The sequence below is a fragment of the Viridibacillus sp. d25.2 genome, assembly GCF_055456015.2.
Genome location: NZ_JBVDMV020000003.1, coordinates 142,235 through 163,369, shown reverse-complemented (window position 1 = coordinate 163,369; position 21,135 = coordinate 142,235). Strand labels below are relative to the sequence as shown.

At 33.6% G+C, this 21,135-nt stretch carries 18 protein-coding genes; all 18 read left to right on the top strand.

Features of this window, described 5'->3' with window-relative positions; translation table 11 throughout:
* Window positions 1–6 precede the first annotated feature (6 nt).
* The 18 genes from ACZLO7_RS22690 (at window position 7) to ACZLO7_RS22605 (ending at window position 21,017) form a co-directional block, all read left to right on the top strand.
* Complete coding sequence (locus ACZLO7_RS22690; RefSeq protein WP_464941209.1) at window positions 7–672, top strand: response regulator transcription factor; 666 nt, start codon at window positions 7–9, stop codon at window positions 670–672.
* A 23-nt stretch (window positions 673–695) separates the two neighbouring features.
* A complete protein-coding gene (locus ACZLO7_RS22685; RefSeq protein WP_464941210.1) occupies window positions 696–1,670 on the top strand; it encodes a HAMP domain-containing sensor histidine kinase in 975 nt (324 codons plus the stop codon).
* 613 nt (window positions 1,671–2,283) lie between these two features.
* On the top strand, window positions 2,284–3,714 hold the full coding sequence (locus ACZLO7_RS22680) for a hypothetical protein (RefSeq protein ID WP_464941211.1): 1,431 nt from the start codon (window positions 2,284–2,286) through the stop codon (window positions 3,712–3,714).
* Window positions 3,715–3,730: 16 nt separating this feature from the next.
* Window positions 3,731–4,702, top strand: a complete 972-nt coding sequence (locus ACZLO7_RS22675; RefSeq protein WP_464941212.1) for an SAF domain-containing protein — start codon at window positions 3,731–3,733, stop codon at window positions 4,700–4,702.
* Window positions 4,702–5,484 (top strand): hypothetical protein, encoded by a 783-nt coding sequence (locus ACZLO7_RS22670; protein ID WP_464941213.1) that lies wholly within the window; start codon window positions 4,702–4,704, stop codon window positions 5,482–5,484. The genes ACZLO7_RS22675 and ACZLO7_RS22670 overlap by 1 nt, the downstream gene beginning before the upstream one ends.
* Window positions 5,485–5,499: 15 nt before the next feature.
* Window positions 5,500–6,303: a hypothetical protein gene (locus ACZLO7_RS22665; protein WP_464941214.1), complete on the top strand. Its 804-nt coding sequence runs from the start codon at window positions 5,500–5,502 to the stop codon at window positions 6,301–6,303.
* Window positions 6,300–8,174: a pilus assembly protein CpaF gene (locus ACZLO7_RS22660; protein WP_464941215.1), complete on the top strand. Its 1,875-nt coding sequence runs from the start codon at window positions 6,300–6,302 to the stop codon at window positions 8,172–8,174. The genes ACZLO7_RS22665 and ACZLO7_RS22660 overlap by 4 nt, the downstream gene beginning before the upstream one ends.
* A complete protein-coding gene (locus tag ACZLO7_RS22655) occupies window positions 8,171–10,234 on the top strand; it encodes a hypothetical protein (RefSeq protein WP_464941216.1) in 2,064 nt (687 codons plus the stop codon). Before ACZLO7_RS22660 ends, ACZLO7_RS22655 begins: the two co-directional genes overlap by 4 nt.
* 24 nt (window positions 10,235–10,258) lie before the next feature.
* Entirely contained in the window at window positions 10,259–10,729 is a 471-nt protein-coding gene (locus tag ACZLO7_RS22650) for a hypothetical protein (RefSeq protein WP_464941217.1), read from the top strand.
* Between the two features lie 39 nt (window positions 10,730–10,768).
* The gene (locus tag ACZLO7_RS22645; protein WP_464941218.1) at window positions 10,769–11,164 is read left to right on the top strand and encodes a hypothetical protein; all 396 of its coding nucleotides are present in this window, start codon (window positions 10,769–10,771) and stop codon (window positions 11,162–11,164) included.
* A 15-nt stretch (window positions 11,165–11,179) separates the two neighbouring features.
* Window positions 11,180–11,731 (top strand): hypothetical protein, encoded by a 552-nt coding sequence (locus ACZLO7_RS22640; protein WP_464941219.1) that lies wholly within the window; start codon window positions 11,180–11,182, stop codon window positions 11,729–11,731.
* Window positions 11,718–13,391 (top strand): hypothetical protein, encoded by a 1,674-nt coding sequence (locus ACZLO7_RS22635; protein ID WP_464941220.1) that lies wholly within the window; start codon window positions 11,718–11,720, stop codon window positions 13,389–13,391. The genes ACZLO7_RS22640 and ACZLO7_RS22635 overlap by 14 nt, the downstream gene beginning before the upstream one ends.
* A 6-nt stretch (window positions 13,392–13,397) precedes the next feature.
* Window positions 13,398–13,802: a hypothetical protein gene (locus ACZLO7_RS22630; protein WP_464941221.1), complete on the top strand. Its 405-nt coding sequence runs from the start codon at window positions 13,398–13,400 to the stop codon at window positions 13,800–13,802.
* A gap of 111 nt (window positions 13,803–13,913) precedes the next feature.
* Window positions 13,914–14,726 (top strand): SH3 domain-containing protein, encoded by an 813-nt coding sequence (locus ACZLO7_RS22625; protein ID WP_464941222.1) that lies wholly within the window; start codon window positions 13,914–13,916, stop codon window positions 14,724–14,726.
* 11 nt (window positions 14,727–14,737) lie between these two features.
* On the top strand, window positions 14,738–15,463 hold the full coding sequence (locus ACZLO7_RS22620; protein ID WP_464941223.1) for a hypothetical protein: 726 nt from the start codon (window positions 14,738–14,740) through the stop codon (window positions 15,461–15,463).
* Window positions 15,464–15,477: 14 nt separating this feature from the next.
* Entirely contained in the window at window positions 15,478–19,272 is a 3,795-nt protein-coding gene (locus ACZLO7_RS22615; RefSeq protein WP_464941224.1) for a DUF5704 domain-containing protein, read from the top strand.
* Between the two features lie 178 nt (window positions 19,273–19,450).
* Complete coding sequence (locus ACZLO7_RS22610; protein ID WP_464941225.1) at window positions 19,451–20,506, top strand: GGDEF domain-containing protein; 1,056 nt, start codon at window positions 19,451–19,453, stop codon at window positions 20,504–20,506.
* Between the two features lie 187 nt (window positions 20,507–20,693).
* Window positions 20,694–21,017: a hypothetical protein gene (locus tag ACZLO7_RS22605; RefSeq protein ID WP_464941226.1), complete on the top strand. Its 324-nt coding sequence runs from the start codon at window positions 20,694–20,696 to the stop codon at window positions 21,015–21,017.
* Window positions 21,018–21,135 lie beyond the last annotated feature (118 nt).

Genomic DNA, 21,135 nt, shown 5'->3' with positions numbered 1-21,135 from the left:
AAAACGTTGTTTACAATTTTAGTTGTTGAAGATGATAAAATGATTGGAAGTTTATTAGAAAATATACTTCAAAAAGAATGCTATAAAGTGATTTGGATAGAAAACGGTGCATCTTTATATTCAGTAATTAAACAAGTGGACTTTGTAATTATGGATATTATGCTACCAGGCGAGGACGGGTATCAGATATCAATGAGAATTAATCGTTTAGGGCTTAATATTCCCATTATATTTTTAACGGCTAGAAGTGATATTGATAGTAAATTAAAGGGTCTTGAAATTGGAGAAGATTACATGGTGAAGCCATTTGATCCGAGGGAATTATTAATACGAATAAAAAATAAATTAGTTGCTTCATACGGAATTTACAAACAAATACAACATTTATCAATTGATGATACCCATATGCGTGTCGTTAATAGTCAAAATAATAAAGAAGTAGAATTTACAGCCATTGAAAAGAAAATATTCTTTTACCTTTATAAAAACGCAGATTTTATTTTATCTAAAGAACAATTCATTGAATACCTTTGGCAGCTAGAAGATCGTAATCCTAATTTAATTAACGTATATATCAAAAAGGTACGTAACAAGATTGACGATACAGATGGTGTGATTATACAAAATGTATATGGAGAAGGGTATCGTATGAATACCCATGTTAAACAATGAAACTAAAAAAGAAATTTCAACTATTGCTATTGTCGGTTATATTCAGTGTTCCTCTTTCTGTTGTAGTGATTAATGTTATCGTAACCGTAATTTACAATCATTTTTCAAAAGATACAGAAACCCAGTTTTTTGAGTCAAAAGCCTATCCAATTATGATAGGGTTATTTATCGTCAGTTTCTTTATTTTGGCTATTTTATTCTCTAAATCCATTAATTCATTGATCAAACGAATTAATTCATTAAACCAAACCATTATGGAGTTGGCGAGTGACGACAAGAAGAGACTTCAAAAGATTCCTTACTCTAGAAATGATGAATTAGGGGAGTTAACCAATGCAGTAAACCTTCTTATTGACCGGACGATTTCGAAGGAAATTGAACTTAAGCAACAAGAGCAAATGAAACAAGAACTTTTAACTCAGTTGCGCCATGATATTAATACACCTTTAACAACTATGCGCTTACAACTTTTCACAATTGAAAATGATTTTTGGCAACATCATGATATTTTCAATTCCCTAAACGAACAAATAAACTATATTTCAAAGTTATCCAATGAATATGACTTTGAGCGCTTATCTCGTGTTGATAACTCATATGTAATCACCGAACAAGTAGATATTCCAAGACTTATTAATACGATCATTTCTAAGTGGAATTATTTATATAAAGTCAAATATATCTCTATTGTTTCCAACCATTCCACAGCTAAATTCCATTGGGTGAGTAATGAAATTTGGTTGCATCGATTATTTGATAATATCTTCCAAAATGTAATACGTCATGCAGCGTGCGATACATTGGAAATCACTTTGCAAAAGGATTCAATTATCTTTAAGGATAATGGTATTGGGTTTAATGTGGAGGAAAAGGGTACCGGCCTACGAATCATCCAAGATATGTGTCGAGTACTTGAACTACATAGTACAGTCCAATCGAACGAAAAAGGTACTGCAATTACCATAAGTTATGTACAACATGAATATCTTCTTCGGTAATTGCAACACCTAAAAATTGAAAGCTTCCCAAATGGAGATTTGGGGACATGCTGTTCAAGCAAAATCACCCCCTACTCATTGTATGAAAAGATTGGGGATATGAGAATTTAAATAAAGTTGTATTATCTTGTTCAACTAACGAGTGCTTTAGTGGAATAAGGAGATTTAAAATAATCAATCTTTTTTATAAAAAACAGTTCTTAAAAATAATAGAAAGCAATCGTTTTGATCAATCTTTATTCAAAACGATTGCTTTTTATATGCAGTAAAATCAAGGATTTAGAGTGATTTATAATCAAACTTTATTCTAAACCAACAATAATCCTAGTACTTTAGAGATAGTCTAAACGTATTGACTAACAAAAACCTATATGTTAGAGTTTATATACACTCTTTCCTAAAGAATTTATTCTATAAATCCTTTAGGTAAGTATTAGAAGTAGGTTTTGCCGCCTGCTTCTTTCCTAAAAATATTGATTGTTAATTTAATACTAAAATGGGTAAACCCCAATCTTTCTAAAAGATAATGATAAGTTATTCCTTATCCTCATCTTTTTAAAGGTTGGGGTTTTTTGCGTTCTTTTCATATTCCCATTAGAAAGGAAGTGAACTATTGTCCGTTTTACTAGCCATTGGAGAGCAAATTTTATCGGATATGTTACGAAAACCACTTATTGAAAAAGGATTCGATGTAAGTAGCGATGAGGTTCTGCATAGGAATTACTTAAATGAGTTAGTCGATATACAAAAGCCAAGCATTGTTATTTTACATGATCTTTATTTACCAAGTGATTATAGCAATTCCGAGCAGCGTGATGCTGAAGTACTTGAATTGATTGAACAATGGCGATTGAAGTACAACAACGAATTACGTGTTGTCTATTTATGTGTTCGAGATAAGAAAGATCCATTTTTAGCACAACTAGTAGCTAGAAATGTACTGGATATTTTTTACGAGCGTGGATTAGATTTAGAGCAATTTACTACCCAGTTAATTGAATTACCTAAATTCTTTAATGTAGCCCGTTTTGGAACAGGTAACTTAGATATCAAGTATGAAGAAGATGGGGATACGACAACTGATAACGAGATGTTGGAAGCAGCTACCGACTCTATAACCCCGAAGGATGAGGAAGTAAAGCCTAATAAGTTTGCACAGTTACAGGCTGGTGCAATGAACATTAAAGAAATGGCCCAAAAGCGAGCTAAAGAAAAGGCAGAAGCGAAAGCTAAAGCTAAAGCTCCTGAAAAAGAGAACAAAGCTAAATCGAATCTTGATGATGGAATTGATGAGTATCTTTTTGATGAAGTAGTTTTGGACATTATGCCGGTACCCGCTCCTCGAGCAACTATAATCGGCACTGTACTAATAGCAGTAGCAAGTGTAACAAGCCATTTAGGTTCAACATTTACAGCGATTAATATAGCTAGTTACTTAAAAGGCAAGGGTTATTCAGTTGCCCTAGTTGAATCTAACTATTCGCAGGATTTTGATCGTATTCACGCTCTCTATGAAGGAGAGAAAAAATTACTCTTAAAAGATAAGAAGTTTGAGATGAGAGACTTAACACATTTCAAATATCGGGAAGATCAGAACTTGAATGATATTTATTCTATGTATGAGTATGTTGTTATGGACTTTGGTGATTTAGAAGAAGCGGCTAACCAAGAAGATTTCAAACGCGCGCATGTTAAGTGTGTTATGTGCTCAGCTGATGAATGGAAATTTCATTGGTTAAAGGATTTTACAAATAGACATGAGGTTGATAATACATATTGCTTCATTGTTCCTGGTTCCAGCTCTGAAAAAGCACAAGATTTACAGGAGCAACTAGAATACGGCAGTGTCTTCTCATATCCAATTCAAGATGATCCCTATGAGCCAGTAAAAGATTGTGAAAGTGTCATTACTAAAATATTGGGTGAGTTTATCAAGAGTCCTACTCTATCTTCATCTAAATCTAAGCTCGCTTTAATTGGTACAAGTATCGGTAGCGTTTTAATAACAATTTTATTAATTACAGTTTTCAAATATTTAGAATAACCAGGAGGTATGGTAGGTGGGTATTCGTCTTAGAACGAAAAAATTAATTAATGCAGGACTTGTTGGAGCGGGTATTATGCTCGTTGTTTCATCTGTTGGAGGATATGTAGTGTATAGCAATGCACAGGAGAATGCAATAAAACTTAGACAGGAATACAAGAAAGAAATTGCTGATTTAGAAAAGGTAGCAGCCACTAATAAAACGGTTTATTCCTTAAATAAGGATGTGAAAAAGGGTAACAAGATTACCGAATCGATGGTAAAGAAAGTTTACGTGCCAGCTGCAGCAGCTCCGAATGACAGCATTAGAGATTCATTATTGGGAATGAATGAGTATTACGCTAAAACAGATTTAAAAGCAAAAACAGTTTTATCAGATGCAGTGCTATATGAAGAAGAGAATATAGCAAATGATGTACGTGAAGCAGAGTACGCCTTTATTGAATTACCTTCTAAATTGGCTAAAGAAGAGTATGTGGATGTACGTATTCAATTCCCTAGTGGTGATGATTACGTTCTGCTTACAAAGAAGAAGATTAAAAACGTGCTAGGCCTTACAGTGTGGTTGAACACTGATGAGGGTGAAATCCTAACAATGTCTTCAGCGATTGTTGATGCATACATCGAGGGTGCTAAAATCTACGCCATCAAATACGTAGATGAGCACATGCAAACTAGATCTCAAATGACTTATCCAGTGAAAATGAACGTTCAGGAATTGATTAAAGAATCACCTAACGTAGTTGATATAGCGAAGCTGAATTTAGAACAGCAAAATCGTAAACGTTTAAATGCGACATTAAGTGAACTTGGTGAAGATGATAAACAACGTATTAAGTCTGGAAATACATCTACTAAAGCAGCCATCACTGAAGATAAAGATAAGAGATCGGAAGAAGAACGAATTAATGCTCTAAATGAAGCTAGTCAAGATGCTGCTCAAGACGAACTTGTTTCAGGTTCATCTTTAGAAGGGGTTGGGAAGTAATGAAGGTTTTACAATTTATCGGCACAAGAGAAAAAGCAGATTTCTCACTTTATTTTGCTAATGTACTTACCTCACTCGATAAACGCGTATTAATCGTAGATACTACTTCAACTGAAATTTATAGACATGGTTATCTTCATATTGAAGAAAATGAAACAATTGGTGAAATTCAAAAAATTGAAGTGCTTTGTGGGATTAAGAATTGGACCGGTGTTGAAAAGGCTTTAAGTAAAATCGGTGAAAATCCTTCAAATTATGATTGTATCATTGTCGATATCGACTCTATTGATGGATTACTAGATTCTTGGCCACTTGATGACCGTTATTATCTAAGTAGTAATCACAGACTACATATCACGAAAGATATCGGTCTACTTAATCGTCTATTTGATGAAGTGAACTCAACTACAGTAAAACGAATATACTTTGAATCTCCATTTGCGTTACGTGCAGACTACTTAGATCATCTAATGAATAACCGACCAGAGTGGCATGCATTCTCTCATACAGTTGAATATGACGACTTTGAAGAACGTTTGAAATTGCAAATGCAACATGAGCAAATTATACCGCTTAAACAATTAAGTAAATCATTACGTGAAACGATTGAATCCATCATTTCTTTACAATTTGAAATTGAACTGGAATCGGTTAATAAAGTAACAAAGACTTCACTATTCGGTAAACTCGGATTTAAAAAGAAACAAATGGAAGTTGATAATCAAGCAGATTCTAACATTCTTTCTATATCCAAAAAATCCAAAGAACTTACAGAATCTTAAAAGGAGGTGTGATGAATGGGTAAAACCATTGTGAGCTGGTCCCCAATTCATGGACAAGGGGCAACCACTACAAATACGGTATCGTTAGCATCAGTCTTTTCTATCGAATACCAAGTACGCTCATTACTAACACATACGCAATTGACTTACTCTTCAATGGAATCATTATTGGGCAAGGACTTACGTGGAGCAGGTTTTGAGCAAACAGGTATCCAAGCCTTAGAAAGATTATACAAAAGCAAATTGCTAAAAGCGGAAGCTGTTGAAGATTATACTGAAACAATTTTCCGAAATCGTTTAGATATGTTAGGTGGATCTAGTAAAGCAACTGACAAAGGTTTATTAGAAGATGTCCTAGCCGTTACTAAACATGTATACGACACAGTTTGGATTGATGCTCATTCGGGGTTACGTAATTGCACTACTGTTTCTCTGTTAGAAGCAGCAGATGTAGTTTTAGTAAATTTACCGCAAAACCGCTTCGTACTAGATGATTTCTTCAATGGAGATTATCTACCTGAAGAAGTGAAAAATAAAAAAATCATTATTTTGCTTAGCATATATGATTCAGATTCTACTTTCTCAATTCGTAAGATTAAGCGCAAATACAACATTAAATGCCCGATCTTCCCAATCCCTTACTCACATCATTTAAAAGATGCTAGTAATCAGCAAAAAGTATCCGATTTCTTTTTAAGACAAGTAGGACTTGGGAAAAAATCACCTTCTTATGAGTTCATACAATCGTTGCAAGATGTAACTGGGCATATTGCAAGAGAGTTAGAGTTTATTGGACAAAAAGAGGAGGATAAAGAATGAATTTTTGGCTAAATGCTACTGTCATTGGCCTGATCTTCCTTCTTGTCGTAATATATGTCGTTTGGAAAATTCGTCGTCAAAACAAAGAGTTGATGAATATACAACAGTCTAATGAAGAACGAGCTCGCTATAAGGTTGAAGTCATTGAGAACTTTATTAAAAATCGTATGACGGAGTTAACAACAATAAATCTATACGGTTTAGGGCTATCTGAAGAAGAATTCATGAGACGTACGAGAAGACGACAAGAATTGAAAGAGGCACTAAAAAACTGTAATACGGGTGACTTATCATCCAAAATATACGTTCGTGAGTACATAAATGACATCTTAATGAACGAATATGGTTTTGATGAAGAAAATATCAACTTGCCTATTCCTTATGCTACACCTGCTCAAATGACTGCAAGAGAACAATTTGACACAATTCTCTATTTATATCGTAAAGAACATGGTGAAAATGGTTTAGGACAATTAATTAGCAAGTATGAACTTGATGTAGCAAAACCAAATGGTGCTTATCGTATCAATGATGAAGATATACGCAGCATCTATAAAAAAGAAGTAAAACGATTAAAATTCGAGGATAAGTTATATATCCTTTCCGAACGAATTTATAGCTCATTTAAAGGCTTTGGAGTAATTGATGAAATTCGCGATATGAACATTGACGGTGTTTCAGGTGGGGTTAGCGGACTGCCAAAACGAATGGAATCATTTCAATCTGACCAGCAGTTAATTGATACATTACAAAAAGCTAAAAGCAGTTTGAATAGTGTATGGGTTATGTATAAAGGTAAGAGTATTCACTTCTCGTTCTTATCATTTGAACATGAAGCGGAGCTAAGAAGGGTTGTAACCAATATCTATAAATATGGCTACCCTGGACAACTTTCTGAAAACAGACCTTATATTATCAATGAAATGTTCGATGGATCGCGTGTTACGGTTATTCGACCTAAACTTGCTGAATCATGGGTATTCTTTATCCGAAAAAAATTCGATTTAAAGAAATTAAGTTTGTATGAATTGATAGCACATCCTCAAAATGATCTACCAATTCAAATGATGAAGTTTTTAATGCGAGGTAACCGTTTGACAGCTATTACCGGTTCACAAGGTAGTGGTAAAACAACATTATTAATGGCTCTTATCAAATATGTGCATCCGTCATTAAACTTACGAATTCAAGAAACAAGCTTTGAATTGAATTTACGCTCTCTTTATCCAGAAAGAAATATCCTATCATTCCAAGAGACAGATACTATGAGCGGGCAAGACGGACTGGATTTACAAAAGAAAACAGATGGTCATGTAAATATTTTAGGTGAGGTTGCAACCGATCCTGTAGCTGCCTGGATGATTCAAACAGCTCAAGTAGCATCACTATTTACTGTTTTCACTCACCATGCTAAAACTTTTGCGAATTTAGTCTATTCATTGCGTAACTCATTATTAAAAGTAGGCATGTTCTCTAATGAGGCTATTGCAGAGCAACAAGTAGTAAACGTACTAGAGTTTGACATACACCTCCGACAAGATTACGACGGTACTCGATACATCGAACGAATTACAGAATGTATTCCAGTTGATCACTCACAGAAAGCTATGGATGTAGCTAAGTTAAGTGCAACTAATACTAAGGATGAGAAATTCGATTTGATGGTTGAAGCAGCAACGATGTTTTTCCGTCAGCAAACTCAACGTCAGCAATTTATTGAAAGAAACATTATTGAATTCCAAGATGGTAGATACATTGCCAAACACAAAATTAGTGATGATCGCATTCAAAGTATCGCGAATCAACTTGATACTAATGAACGTGCTGCCTTCTTATCATTCATCTCCGAAGTTTGGGGGGAAGCTGAATGAACAAGCTGCTCGTACTAATAAGTGTTTTTAGTTTTTTAGGATTCCTAGCAATAGTTTTACTAACGGTTTTATCTACTAGGAAAAAATTAAAACTGCAGTCGAAATTGTTGGGAGTTTCTTCAACTACAAAAACCAAATGGTCAAATAAATTCAATGACTTTGCTCAACGTTGGTACAACTTATTATTACGAGTACCTTTGTTGAAAACTGTAGTCATTCGCATTAGAAAACGAATAGAGACCTTATCAATCTACGATGAATATTCATTACGTAGAGAAGTTATGAAAATCATCTTTGTGATTTTCTCAGTTTTTGCAGTAGTTGGCGTATTACTAGTTGCAATACGGCCAAATTATTTGATTGTATTTTGGGTTTTTGTTGGCATGTTTTTCACTTCAGGATTGATGGTAGACTTCTTTGTTTACCGGGTGGAAGCAAGACTACTAAAGCAGTTAAAGGAATTCAACAATAGAGTAAGGTTCTTCTTCCAACAAACAAAAATGGTTGATGAATCTGTATTTGAAAGTATTTCTTTTGCAGGACCCGAAATGAAAATTCAGGCAGAACGTATCTATAGCATTTTAAGTAGTTTAGAGCCTGAAATTGAATTAACGAAGTATGAAGAGGTTGCACCTAGCCGCTTCCTGAAAGTGCTAGCTGGATTGGTTCTAATGGTAAAAGAAGAAGGCGATGTAATTTCTGATCAAGGTAGTGCATTTTTAGCGGGGCTAACAGCAATAAATGTAGAGCTAAACAATGATATACTCTATCGTCAAAAACTCGAATATCGCTTACGTGGTCTTACAACAATTGCTATTGCACCAATCTTTTTAGCATTACCTATAAAAATGTGGGCAGTAAATACTTTCCCTATTATGGCTAGTTTTTATGAATCTCGAATTGGATTTATTTCAGAAGTTTTTGTGTATGGTGTTTCGGTTTTAGCCTACATATTAATTAGAAAAATACGAGACGTTTCTGAAAATAAATACTACATGAACATGCAAAAAGAACGATGGGAAAAAATCTTACTCAAGAAAGTCCCGTTGTTAGGATCGTTAATCAAGATATTCAAGCCAAAACAGTTTAGTAAACGTGAGTATAAGTGGAAAAAGCTGATTAATGCAGCTAATTCACCTTTAGATATTGATTCAATAGCAGTTCAAAGATTCCTATTATCTCTATCTATATTAGTGATTCTATTAAGCGGATTTATCTTCGGCCACTATCGCGAAAAGCATAACGTGATGTACAGTGTTTCATCTACTGCAATGTTTGCAGGAAATACAACAGAAGAAGAAAAGTCTATTCTCCGAAAAGAAACGGCTTTTGATCGTGAACTCATTATTGCGATGGAATCACAAAAAATTAAATCAAAAGAAGAAGTTGAAAAGTTCGTACTTGCTTCATTAGGAAAATCAAATGGTAATGACCCAGAGACTAAGAAAGTAGTGGAACGTGTTTCGACTAAGTTCCATACCGTTAATAATGCTTTCTTAAAATGGTGGGAAGTATTGGTTGCATTTATTTTGATGTATGTAACGTCATACGTGCCAATTTTTATCTTGATGTATCAGAAGGCATTACGAAAGAAGGACATGGAAAATGAGGTTTATCAATTCCTTATCCTAATTGGTATTTTAAAAGAATTTGAGAGTATGAGTGTATTCAAAATCCTAACTTGGTTGGACCGCTTCAGTATTATCTTTAAAGCACCAATTCAAGAAGCAATCCAAAACTATGATGCTGGTGCAGAAGATGCATTATACGCACTAATTGAAAAGGTAGGATTTGAGCCATTCCAACAAATTATCGAGCGATTACATCTTTCAGTTACTCGAATTTCAATCAAAGAATCATTTGATGATATTGACATCGAAAGGGCGTACTACATTGAGCAGCGTCGAGAAAGTAACGAAAGATCTATTGATATTAGGGGGCTATTTGCATCCGTAATTTCATGGACACCAGTAACAGCATTAATATTCTTGTACCTGGTTATCCCGCTCATTTATATCAGTATTAACGAGTCACAAGACTTGATTATGAAAATACAATAATTATTCAAAAGGAGAGAATTATTTATGTTAGGTTCAGCATCGCAAGCACTCAAATTAGGAGCAGGTCTATTATTAACACTTGCAATCATTTCATTATGTGTAGTTGTGTACTCCGCTTCTACAGACCCAGCAAAATCTTCAACAAGCGATTTTAATGGTATGGCTTCAGAATTAAAAGATCAAAAGTATCTTTCTTATGACAATACAACTGTTTCGGGTTCACAAGTTATCAATGCTATCCGTCGCTTCTCTAGTGAAGGTAAAGCCGGAAACCTTGGTGTACAAGTTGTAACGGGACAAGGTAATTCATCATGGTACTTCAACACAGTTTCTGGGAATGGTGACACTGTAACTACTTCAACATCTGATATTAGTAAACTATCAGATTCAGTAAGCACTCAATATGTTAATCCATCAGGTACATTTGATTCTGTAGTAGTACGTGATTCAAACCAAGTTATTCGTGCTATTAAATTCACACAACAAAGCAAGTAGTCATCACAATTTTGTAATTGGAGGAAAGGGATACGCTTTATGCGTATCCCACTACTATATATGAACAAAAGCACACTAGACGCACTTTCTATTTCTGCTAATATTTTGTTTTTTGTAGCAACTTTATCTTATATCGTATGGACTTATCTTGAAATGCCATCGAGTTTCGATGCATTACAAGGCCCCGGAACGGTATATATGGAGGAAACAAAAATTCCTGAAGAAGTGTTATGGACTGGTTCACAGGTTGTTGCAAAGCTATACCGCATTAACGATAACGAGGTTCCAATCACAGTAAACGGCAGAGTATTTAAGAATGATGCAGATGTTATGAAGAATCAGAAAAAGGTTGATTTAAAGAGTAGATATTCAATGAAGATTGAATACGATCATGATGGGGAAATTAGTGAAATTGTTTTCAAGAAAACATCGTAAAGGAGGTAGCTTGACTTGCCAAATGGATTCTCAAAAGTAATGGCATTTTTGTTCTTTGTATTACTAATCATTTTTACAGTTTATCAAAATTACAAAATTCAAGATGACTTAGCGTATCAAAATACATTTCATTCTGTTACTGATTTTGTCGATAACGTACGTTCTAAAGGTTACATAACACCTAAAATGTATGAAGATTTTCAACAGCAATTGGACTTAGGAAATTATCATTTCAATGTAGAAATGCTACATAAACAAAAGATCTATACACCTATCTATACAGACCCGAAGAATGTGAATTCATTTACAGGTGAGTATGTTATAGATTACGACGAATATTATAATGAGCAAATTGAAGAGGTACTCTTTAATGAAAAGTCTAAAACCCCAATAAAAGAGCGTATGTACAAGTTGCAGGAAGAGGATTTCTTTCAAGTGGTAGTTAAAAACCAATCGAAAACAAATGCAAATATTATTTTCGACTTTTTAACCTCAAATGTTGGAAATAGCAATGACTCCACAATTTACGTTCCCTATGGAGGAATGGTGCTAAATGAAGATTACTGATTTTGTTCTAGTGATAATGATTGTAATGTTACCGCTTCTTCTTTATTCAGAATGGCGCTCCGATGATACAGCTACGTTATCGCAGCTAAATAAACAATATGATTCAGCACTTACCACAGCAACTCAAGATGCGACACAAGTGCTTAGAACGAACGTAGCGCCAGAATTAGAAGCAGGCTATTCTTCAATGAAGATTAACCCGACGAATTTAGATGTTGCCTTGAAAATATTTTTACATACAATCTCTTTAAATTTTCAAATAGAAGGTTCAAATGATGAGGATATTTTATCTCATTATGTCCCAGTATTTGCTGTTCTTGAAAATGACGGCCTATCACTAAATGTATTTCAAAAGTCTATAGATAAAGACGAAAACAGCATAGTAAAGCGTACATGGCTGCCTAAAATTCCGTTTTCTTATTCAGATAAGCAAGGAAATATCATCAATTTTTCTGTTGATCAGAATATAGAGGTATATGTTTCTTCTTTAAATGAGTGGTATGAAGGAACGCGAGAAGAAGTCTTATCGGAAATATCTAATGATGTAGATGTTGAAGAACCGGAGGAAGAAATAAAGGAACAGACTCTATTAGACCGATTACCGGATGAATTAAGAGATGAACTAGAAGAAGCTTTGTCAGAAGAACTATTCAATAAATTGATGGAAGAACTTGAGAAACTAACTACTATAGATAACTTAACAGATGAGATATTGGATGAGATTGCTGAAGAATCCTCTTATAAATTGGTAGATAAGTTGTTGAATGTACTCTCACCAATTGATGATAAAGATGATGAGGAAGAGGATGATAAAGGAAGTGGTGGTGATACCGAGTCAAATTTACAAGATCGGTTATCTGAAGAGACAAAAGCTGCCCTTGCCGAAGTACTTTCAAAAGAATCCTATGATAATTTCATTCAAGCCTTAAAGGAAAGTAGAACTGAATTTGATATACCTGCAGAGATCCTTAATGAACTTATGGAAACATTACCTGATGAACTGTTTGATAAAGTCATAGTGGAATTAGCTACAGTAAGCGAAGACGAGCCAAGTTGCAAAAAAGAAGAAATTACAGGTCAATGCGTTGATGAGGGCGATTCTTCTGATGGTGAAGAAACTGGAGAAGACGTTGGTACTGGAAGTGGTGGAGGTGCTGATACTGAAACTGAAGTAACCCCTCCTGACGAAACAAAGCCAGACACTGATAATAAGCTATCCATATTATTGTTGGGTGACTCTAAAGAGTTTAATAGAATTCGAAAGCATACCATTGTTTCTACCATGCAAGAAGAATTTGCATATTACATTAACATTCACAATACGTATTCAAAGAACTTAGGTATTAATTATAAGTTCACTTTCCCACTAATTAGCCAAGAGGATTGGTACAACACGATTGATGATGTTGGCGTTTTCTCATTTGTACAGGGTTACCCAATGAAACGAGTTGATAATGTATACAATCAACACGCATTTGCAGGAGCACGTATTTTCAGAAGTGAAGTGATTATGGGCGCTACAGTAAACAATAAAAAAGTATTTTTTAACAAGTCCTGCAAATTTAAATATAAGGCAACAGAGATATTTAACTCTAAAAATGAAGCAGCTAAGGCGGGGTATAGTGAGATATCTTGTTTAAATACAAAAGATAAGGAGTGAATACATTTGGTTTCTATTACAACGACTGATATTCAACAAGCATTAAAAGCTCAATTATTTATGAAAATGGATGTGCCATTATACAAGCGGTCAAATGGTTGTAGTTTTGAAAAAATTAATAAATATCTAAAAAGAAATGAAAGTTATATAGCAATTGATATCCAAGAAGATTACATTCAGTTATCTGACGGTACTTTTATTAAGGATATTAACAATGAACACTATGATTTAACATACGGGGATATCGAAGTTCTGGAGCGCACACCTGTCTGTAGTAGGGGCGGTGTAGTTCTCAGGTATGTTGTAAAAGGGCAGCACTTGAAGATTAAAAATATAAACGACAATCATTTTGAGGTTGGTAAAAATGAGTACATCTCATTTAGTGATTCTATTTCTGTTAGTTATTTGTAATGCTTTGTTACTTTGTACTTTGATAACTTAATAATAAGGGTGTATTACTATTGTAAAATAATGTAATTGTGGTATACTATTAGTAGCAACTATAGAGAGAGAAGGTATACCATGAAAAAGAAATTTAGCAAAATTGGCAAATTATTACTTGTAACAGGTATAACAGCAAGTTTATATGGAGGCTTTTTAGCAAAAGATGCAAGTGCAGAGTTAAATAGATTAGATTATGACTATAAATCAACTTGTTCAATGGTGATTGATAAGAGTAAAAATAATATTACAAAAAATCAACCTGATGCAGTACCAACAGGCTCATGTAAAAAATATACTTCAGGATATTATTTTAAGGATCAGTGGGATACCTTTTATTCCATCAATGGCTGGGGTTCTAAAAACGTAAACTATAGCGGTGAACCATTCATTATCAATGGCAATATAAAAATGGTTGTATATCGTATAGATTCTTCAAAGAAACTAAAGAAAAATACTGTAATGCATATTGCTAAAGATAAAAAAATCAATGTTCGTAAAACTGCTAGTTCTGAAGGTAAATTCGTAACTTCTGTTAAACAAGATAAAACAGTGAAAGTAAAGAAGGTATCTGGTAGTTGGGTTCAAGTAACAGCTAATAAAAAGACTGGGTGGGTTCCACGTAAATATTTAGTTGACCAAGTCATTATCAATGAAGTTGTTACATCAACCATCAAGAAAAAGGTAACTGAAGTAAAAACAGATGCACTATTAAAAGGTGAAAAAGAAGTCTTTACTAAAGGACAAGATGGGAAAAAAACGACAGTTTATAAGAAAAAATATAAAAACGGTAAATTCATATACAAAAAAACTGCTTTTACAGAAATAGAAAAACCGGTTATTAATTCTACAGTACTAATAGGTACTAGGGACTCCTTTCTTAATAAACAATAAGGATGATAAATATGAAAAAAATAATTAATTATTGTAAAGCACCCTTCTTCATTGGGTGCTTTTTTCTTATGTTCACTTTGTCAGTAAATGCTCAATTAACAGATGAAATTGAAGGGAATTATGAGAAATGTTCATTAACTATAGACGCCAATAAAAATACATACGAGAAAGAAAGATATGCTATAGCATCTGGTGATTGTGGTGAGTTTATACAAGGTTATTATCTACAATACGATGATACATTTTCAGTTATGGGGGCTACAAACCATTACGTAAACTACGATGGAGAACAATTTGAAGTCAATATTGGAGAACAAGGTACAACGTTGCTTACAGTCCATTTAATTGAACCAGAAATTGAAACAGAACAAGTAAAAGAAAGGCAAAGAAATAAAAAGAAATTCCAGAATGATCCGTACTACGAATTTAAAGATACAGATAACCTTGAGCGAACAGAACGCGTGATAGTTGAACAAAAAGAAGTTGAGAATGAAATAAACAAAAAGCAGGGAACTCAAACTCAAGTAGAAAACAATTCTATATCGAATAATAACGAGAATAAAAACCTTGTACAAGATAAGGTAAAGGACAATTCGAAAATTAAAACAGATCAAGAAAATAGTTGGAGTAAAGAGCATCCTAAAAAGGATTCGTCCTCACAATTCCTACAAATCTTAATAGTTCTTCTCTTCTTAGGAACTGGTGTAGGAATCATACTAAGTGTACGTAAAAATTAAATAAAGGAGGGTATATGTTGAAAAAATATTATGCAACTATATTAATGTTTTTCTGTTTTTTTAGTTTCTATTTTTTAAATGATGAAAAAGTTTATGCAGCTGATTCACCATGGGATGTTTCAAAAACAGTGAAAAATGATTGGAAAAAAACATATGGCAATAAGAAGTATGATATGGAAACAGGTAAGACTCTTGTATATGATATCTACGGCAGTAAGTTTACTAAAGGCGGTTATGATATTATTACAGAAAAAAAATTCGGAAAAGAAACAAAGAAATATTTAAACTTTCAGGGTTGGGCAATTTTGTTTGGTCATAAAACTCATACCGCAACAAATCATGAAACTTATATTGCTTTAGAAAATACGAAAACAGGAGTAAGGAAAATTTACGGTACTATGTCAAAAGGTAATTACAGTGCGACAACTGATGTTGCTTATAACCGGTATTGGGGTGGAGGTCTTTATAATCCATGTGGACCAAATGTTACTAACGTTTCAAACCTTACTTGTAATATGAAATACGAAGATGTTGTATTTAATGCATGGATACCTTTAGACGAATTATTTCCAAACATTAATGAAGCAGGTAAGTGGAAGATGTTTATAGTAAAGAGGGTTAATTCAAAGCTAGTATATACTGAGTTATTTGTTCCATTTAATTTCGATAGCTTAAAGTATGGTTTAGGAGAAATTGACATGACAAGTGGTGTAGATGCAACTACTTTACAATTAAACTCTTACCCCGTTATACGAAGAACTTCTCCCCGAGCAAATCAAACGGGAGCTGTAAAAGGTTATTTTATTAACGGTAAGAAATACAAGTCCGTTAAATACAATGAAGATGAAACAGCCATGTGGTTCGGAGTAAAATCGCCCCACGATGGCGGAGCTACAAGGTGGGCTGCTTCACCATATTGGAATTTCGGTGGAGACCAGGCGGTTATCTCTTATAAACCAGAAATTAAACCAAGTGTAAAGTTGAAAATGGTCCCATTAACATGTGTAAATACTGAATTAAATCCTGTCATTGATATAGTTACTGGTAAAGGGAAGAAAGAAACCTTAAATTCTAGCAGTTCCAAAATAACCTGGAAGAGTAGCAAACCTTCAGTTATTAGTATTAGTGGTGGAAAGCTTAAAGCTATAAAAGTAGGTACTTCTACCATCACAGTCTATTATAAAGATCCCACTACTGGTAAAACCTATAAAGATTCTCAAAAGGTGAAAGTAGCCGATTGTGGGGACACAGATGAACCTTTTGGAGTTTGTAAACACGTTATTGATGAACCAACAGTTAAGGATACTATGAAAAAAAGCACAGTTGCTAATCCAAACGGATCAATTGCAGCAGAAGGTGTTTTTGATGTATCTCAAGGTATACCAACAAGTGAGGAACTAAAAACTAAAGGTACAAGTGAGAAGTATGTATTTGACCAAGTTTTCCAAAATAAAATCGGAAAAGTTACATACACAGTACCAGTTAAGAAAGATTATATCTTTAAATGGAAAGAAAAAGTAACCGGTGCTGATGGCAAGGAAACAACAGAATCTAAAACTATAACTATGCCTCTCAATACTGAGGTAGAAATAAAGAGAGATTATTCATATTGGGATATTGGTAGAATACAATTCTATCAACTCAATCAAATTGATTTAATGAATTATGTTTTTGATGGAGAAATAGATAGTTTGATTTTTGAGGAAGATATAGATTTATATGCAAATAATGTTGAACCTGTTAAGAAACATGTTTATCCGGCTGAATGTAATATCGTTGATTTAGGAAGTAAAACTATTGATTCAGGAAGCACACCTCCTACTGGAATTCCAAAAGAAGACCTAACTGGTGAAGTAGATAAAAAAATAGGTAAAAATAAAGTGAAAAATGATGCAGTAGAGTTAGATGAAGAAGTTATTATGGATGATGAAAAGGTAGAAGAGAAGACGAAAAAGCCAAAAAATATACCTGATGCAGAAAAGGCTACATTAGAAAATCACAATATTCTAATACCTAATTCTAAAGTCAATTATAATCAATCACCAAGTCAAGGTACTTCCATTTATTCACGGACAGAAAGTATAGAGAGTATGGATATTGAGGAAGAAGCAGATAAAAAGATCAGCAGTAAATCTTCTGCTGTTACAAAACAAGCAACAAAGTCTGTTGATGGTGAAGGTGATGGTTCAGACGATGATCTTGAAGATACAGAAGAACTAGAAAAATACCCTGAAGAACGTGAATTTGAGTTTGACCTAAACTCAGTAACCATTCATACACCTATTGTTCTAAAAGGTGACGCCAGTGATGAAGTAGAGTTCGATCAACGAATTGACCGTACACCCCATAAGACAAAGCATGTGTTAATCCTAGATAGACAATTTAGAGTAGATTTATCTGCTACTGGTTCACATCGTAGTATTCCTGGATATGGTACAAGAGACTATACAAAATATATTGATTATAAAGAGGTTAAGTTCCCATTCGATGTTTATGATTCAAATAAGGCTATTTTCTATCCAGCTGGTACATGGATAAGATTCAGTGCATCACAGACATCAGCAAGCTTCTTCTTACCAATATGGGTACCTGAGGACGAATATAAAATTCAATATAGAGAATTTGCAATTAATGCCCCTTCAGAACCAGGTTCAGAAGCTATTAAAAACGTAACCATTCCTAATGGTTCATTTTATATATCACCTGCAGGTAATCAATCTGCTGCACATATGGTGACGGATGAAATAAATGTTGATGTAGTAGGACGTGTGTATGACTTCAGAGTGACTGATGTTTCTGACTATAACTGGGAAGACGTTTTCCGAACTGGTAAGGGTAGTGAACATACCAAGAACTACTTTTGGGTGGGCACTAAGAATAGAGACGGTTTAGAACGCGGAAACAATCCTGCTATTACCTTGCCTATTCTTCAAGGTAAACATACAGACGGTTACAAAAATGTAGCTGTTAAAACAGGCTACAATTTTAAATTTGATTTAAAGACGATGGGTAATATGTTCGCAAATAACGACGCAATCCGTATTACTCCTAAATTTTATATTGTAGATAAAAATGGTCAAAATCGAAAAGAAGTTGATATTTATTATCATGATTCCGACGGCTATTTTGTTCAAGTAGGTTCAAATAATGATAAAACTTATCGAAAAGTCATGCTAAATACACCATTACGTAATTTAACAAGCGATGAGCTTACGCCAACTGCTGACTACTACTACAGACATGCAGATAAATTCGGACTAAGTGAAGAAGTTGCTAATACTTTTTATAGTACATTTATCAGAAATTACGTAAAGAAAACTACAAAGAAAAATACAGTAACAGGTCCTTATGGATGGCAAGTTTTAAATTGGAATTTACGAAATTATATTGGACCGAAATCAGAAATGGTTCCTGAGAAAACAATGATTCCTTCAAAAGATACGTTACGTAGTGAGCAACAATGGTATGGAGAGTATAGTCTACCTTCTAAAGTTTACGTAGTAGAGAAGGGGAAAAATGTTGCTGGAGCAGGTGTGATGAATCGATTAAATGAAAATCACCCTATGTTCTTGAAGAAGGGTTATATAATAATTAACTTTGATATTGAAACAATCCGCGACGGAAAAATCAATGATCCATACTTGCGCTATGTTAATGGAAGCGTATCAAATGAATTGAAACGTGAAGGCTTTAAATATTCTTACACCGACCCTTATGGCGGAATATTTAATTTAATCGATGGAGATGTACTATTCTACCATGCAGATAAAAAATCTGATGATGATTTTAAAAGTGGAGTTACTCATTGATCATAAACAAATCATAAATTAGCTTATGTGAAATGACAAAATAAACGTATACTGGACAATAAAAACGTATACCTAACAAAAAAGTTGTATTAAAGAGAAGGCTACTTTTACTAAAAAAAGTAGCCTTTTAGAATTTTTTGTAAATGACACCTGAATACATATATAATGGAGGTTACACATGAGTTTACAAATCAATATTAGTTTACTACCGATTTTATATATACCTATTATCTATATTTTGTTAGGCATTTTTGCATTTATTGTTTCACGGAAGACAAATATAAAAAGAGAATTATATCTTTCTATATCTTTTATTGGCATTGCATTATTTTCGATATTAACGTTTAAATATATAGGGGTACCAGATATTCCATTTTGGAGTAATCTTTATCAATATGCGAGTATTTGTCTTGTATTTCAAATTCTAGCAACTACATATTTTTCGAAACAAAGAATTAAGACAGAAGTAGCAAGTATTACACTCATTACTGTATTATTATTGTTTTCACTACTACTTGATGTTTTCTTTGCTGGCCAAGTATTATTTGTCTCCTTTCTGATTTATGGCGTATGGCAAACCCATCAAAGCATCACTAAAAAAACTAAGTATTTGTTAAGAGGGGTTTCATTTATCTTAATTGGATTTTTTCAATTCTTAGGTCAATGGTTCCCTCTTAATAGTGGTAGCTTTTTGTTTAGTATTATGCTAGTTTTAGCAATAATAGTGGAGTGTCAATTTTATTTTATGAGAGTCCTAAATATGCTACGGACGGCTAGTATTAATAGCATTACGGACCCCTTAACCAATTTATATAATAGAGGATTCATTTTTAAGAAGAGTGCACAACTTATTAATAATCAGCAGATTTCTATTATCTTTATAGATTTAGATAATTTTAAACAACTGAATGATAATAAAGGTCATGAATTTGGTGATAAGGTATTAATACAGGTAGGGGCATTATTGAAACGTGAATTAATAAGTAAAGGCCTAGGATGTCGTTATGGCGGAGAGGAATTGATAGGTATAGTGACAGATGGTGATGCAAATGATATTGCTATGCGTCTATGTAAATGTATTGAAGAAGAAACTGACGTAACAATAAGTGTAGGTGTGGCATCATCTGAAGAACTTATGGATAATGATGTAGCAGCACTCATCAGAAAAGCGGATGAGCGGATGTATATTGCAAAATCCACGGGAAAAAATAAAGTAATTAGTTCAAACATTTAAATAATAGAAGCTGTATACCTTCTATTTTAATTACAAGAAAGTTCCATTTCAATATAAATAACCTCTAAGTGAATTTCCTATTCTATTTCTGTATCGTTCAAGCGTAATTTATATCTTTAATAGAGCTTGAAGAATTTCACTATGTAGAAGTAATCAATAATGTTGATTTATAGGGGGGACTATAACGTTGTTACAATATCAAAGTGATACTTATCGGTATCACAGGACTAAGGATGTTTTTTGCGAAGATGGTTTAAATACGATATTTGTATTTGCATGTCTGAATATTAATAGAGAACAATATCTTGGGGATTTTAAAAGAGAACAGATGATACCTGGACCATCTGTTTTAATTGAAACCGATATTAATGAAGCACCTCAGGTACTGAAAAATCTGCCGAATGAAGACGTATTCTTCACATTGACAAAAGCAGAGTATGAATTATTAGAAGAAACGTCAGAAAAAGATGAAGTCGCTTTTTTACTATATAAACATGTAATTAGCGATTGAATCTTAGTGAGTAGTTTGTTATCTTTTTCTTATAACTTTTTATTTTTACTACGAGCAGATTTTTCACTTACAAATCATGCGAAGAACATACTAACTTAAAGCCTTTGGGTTGATTAGA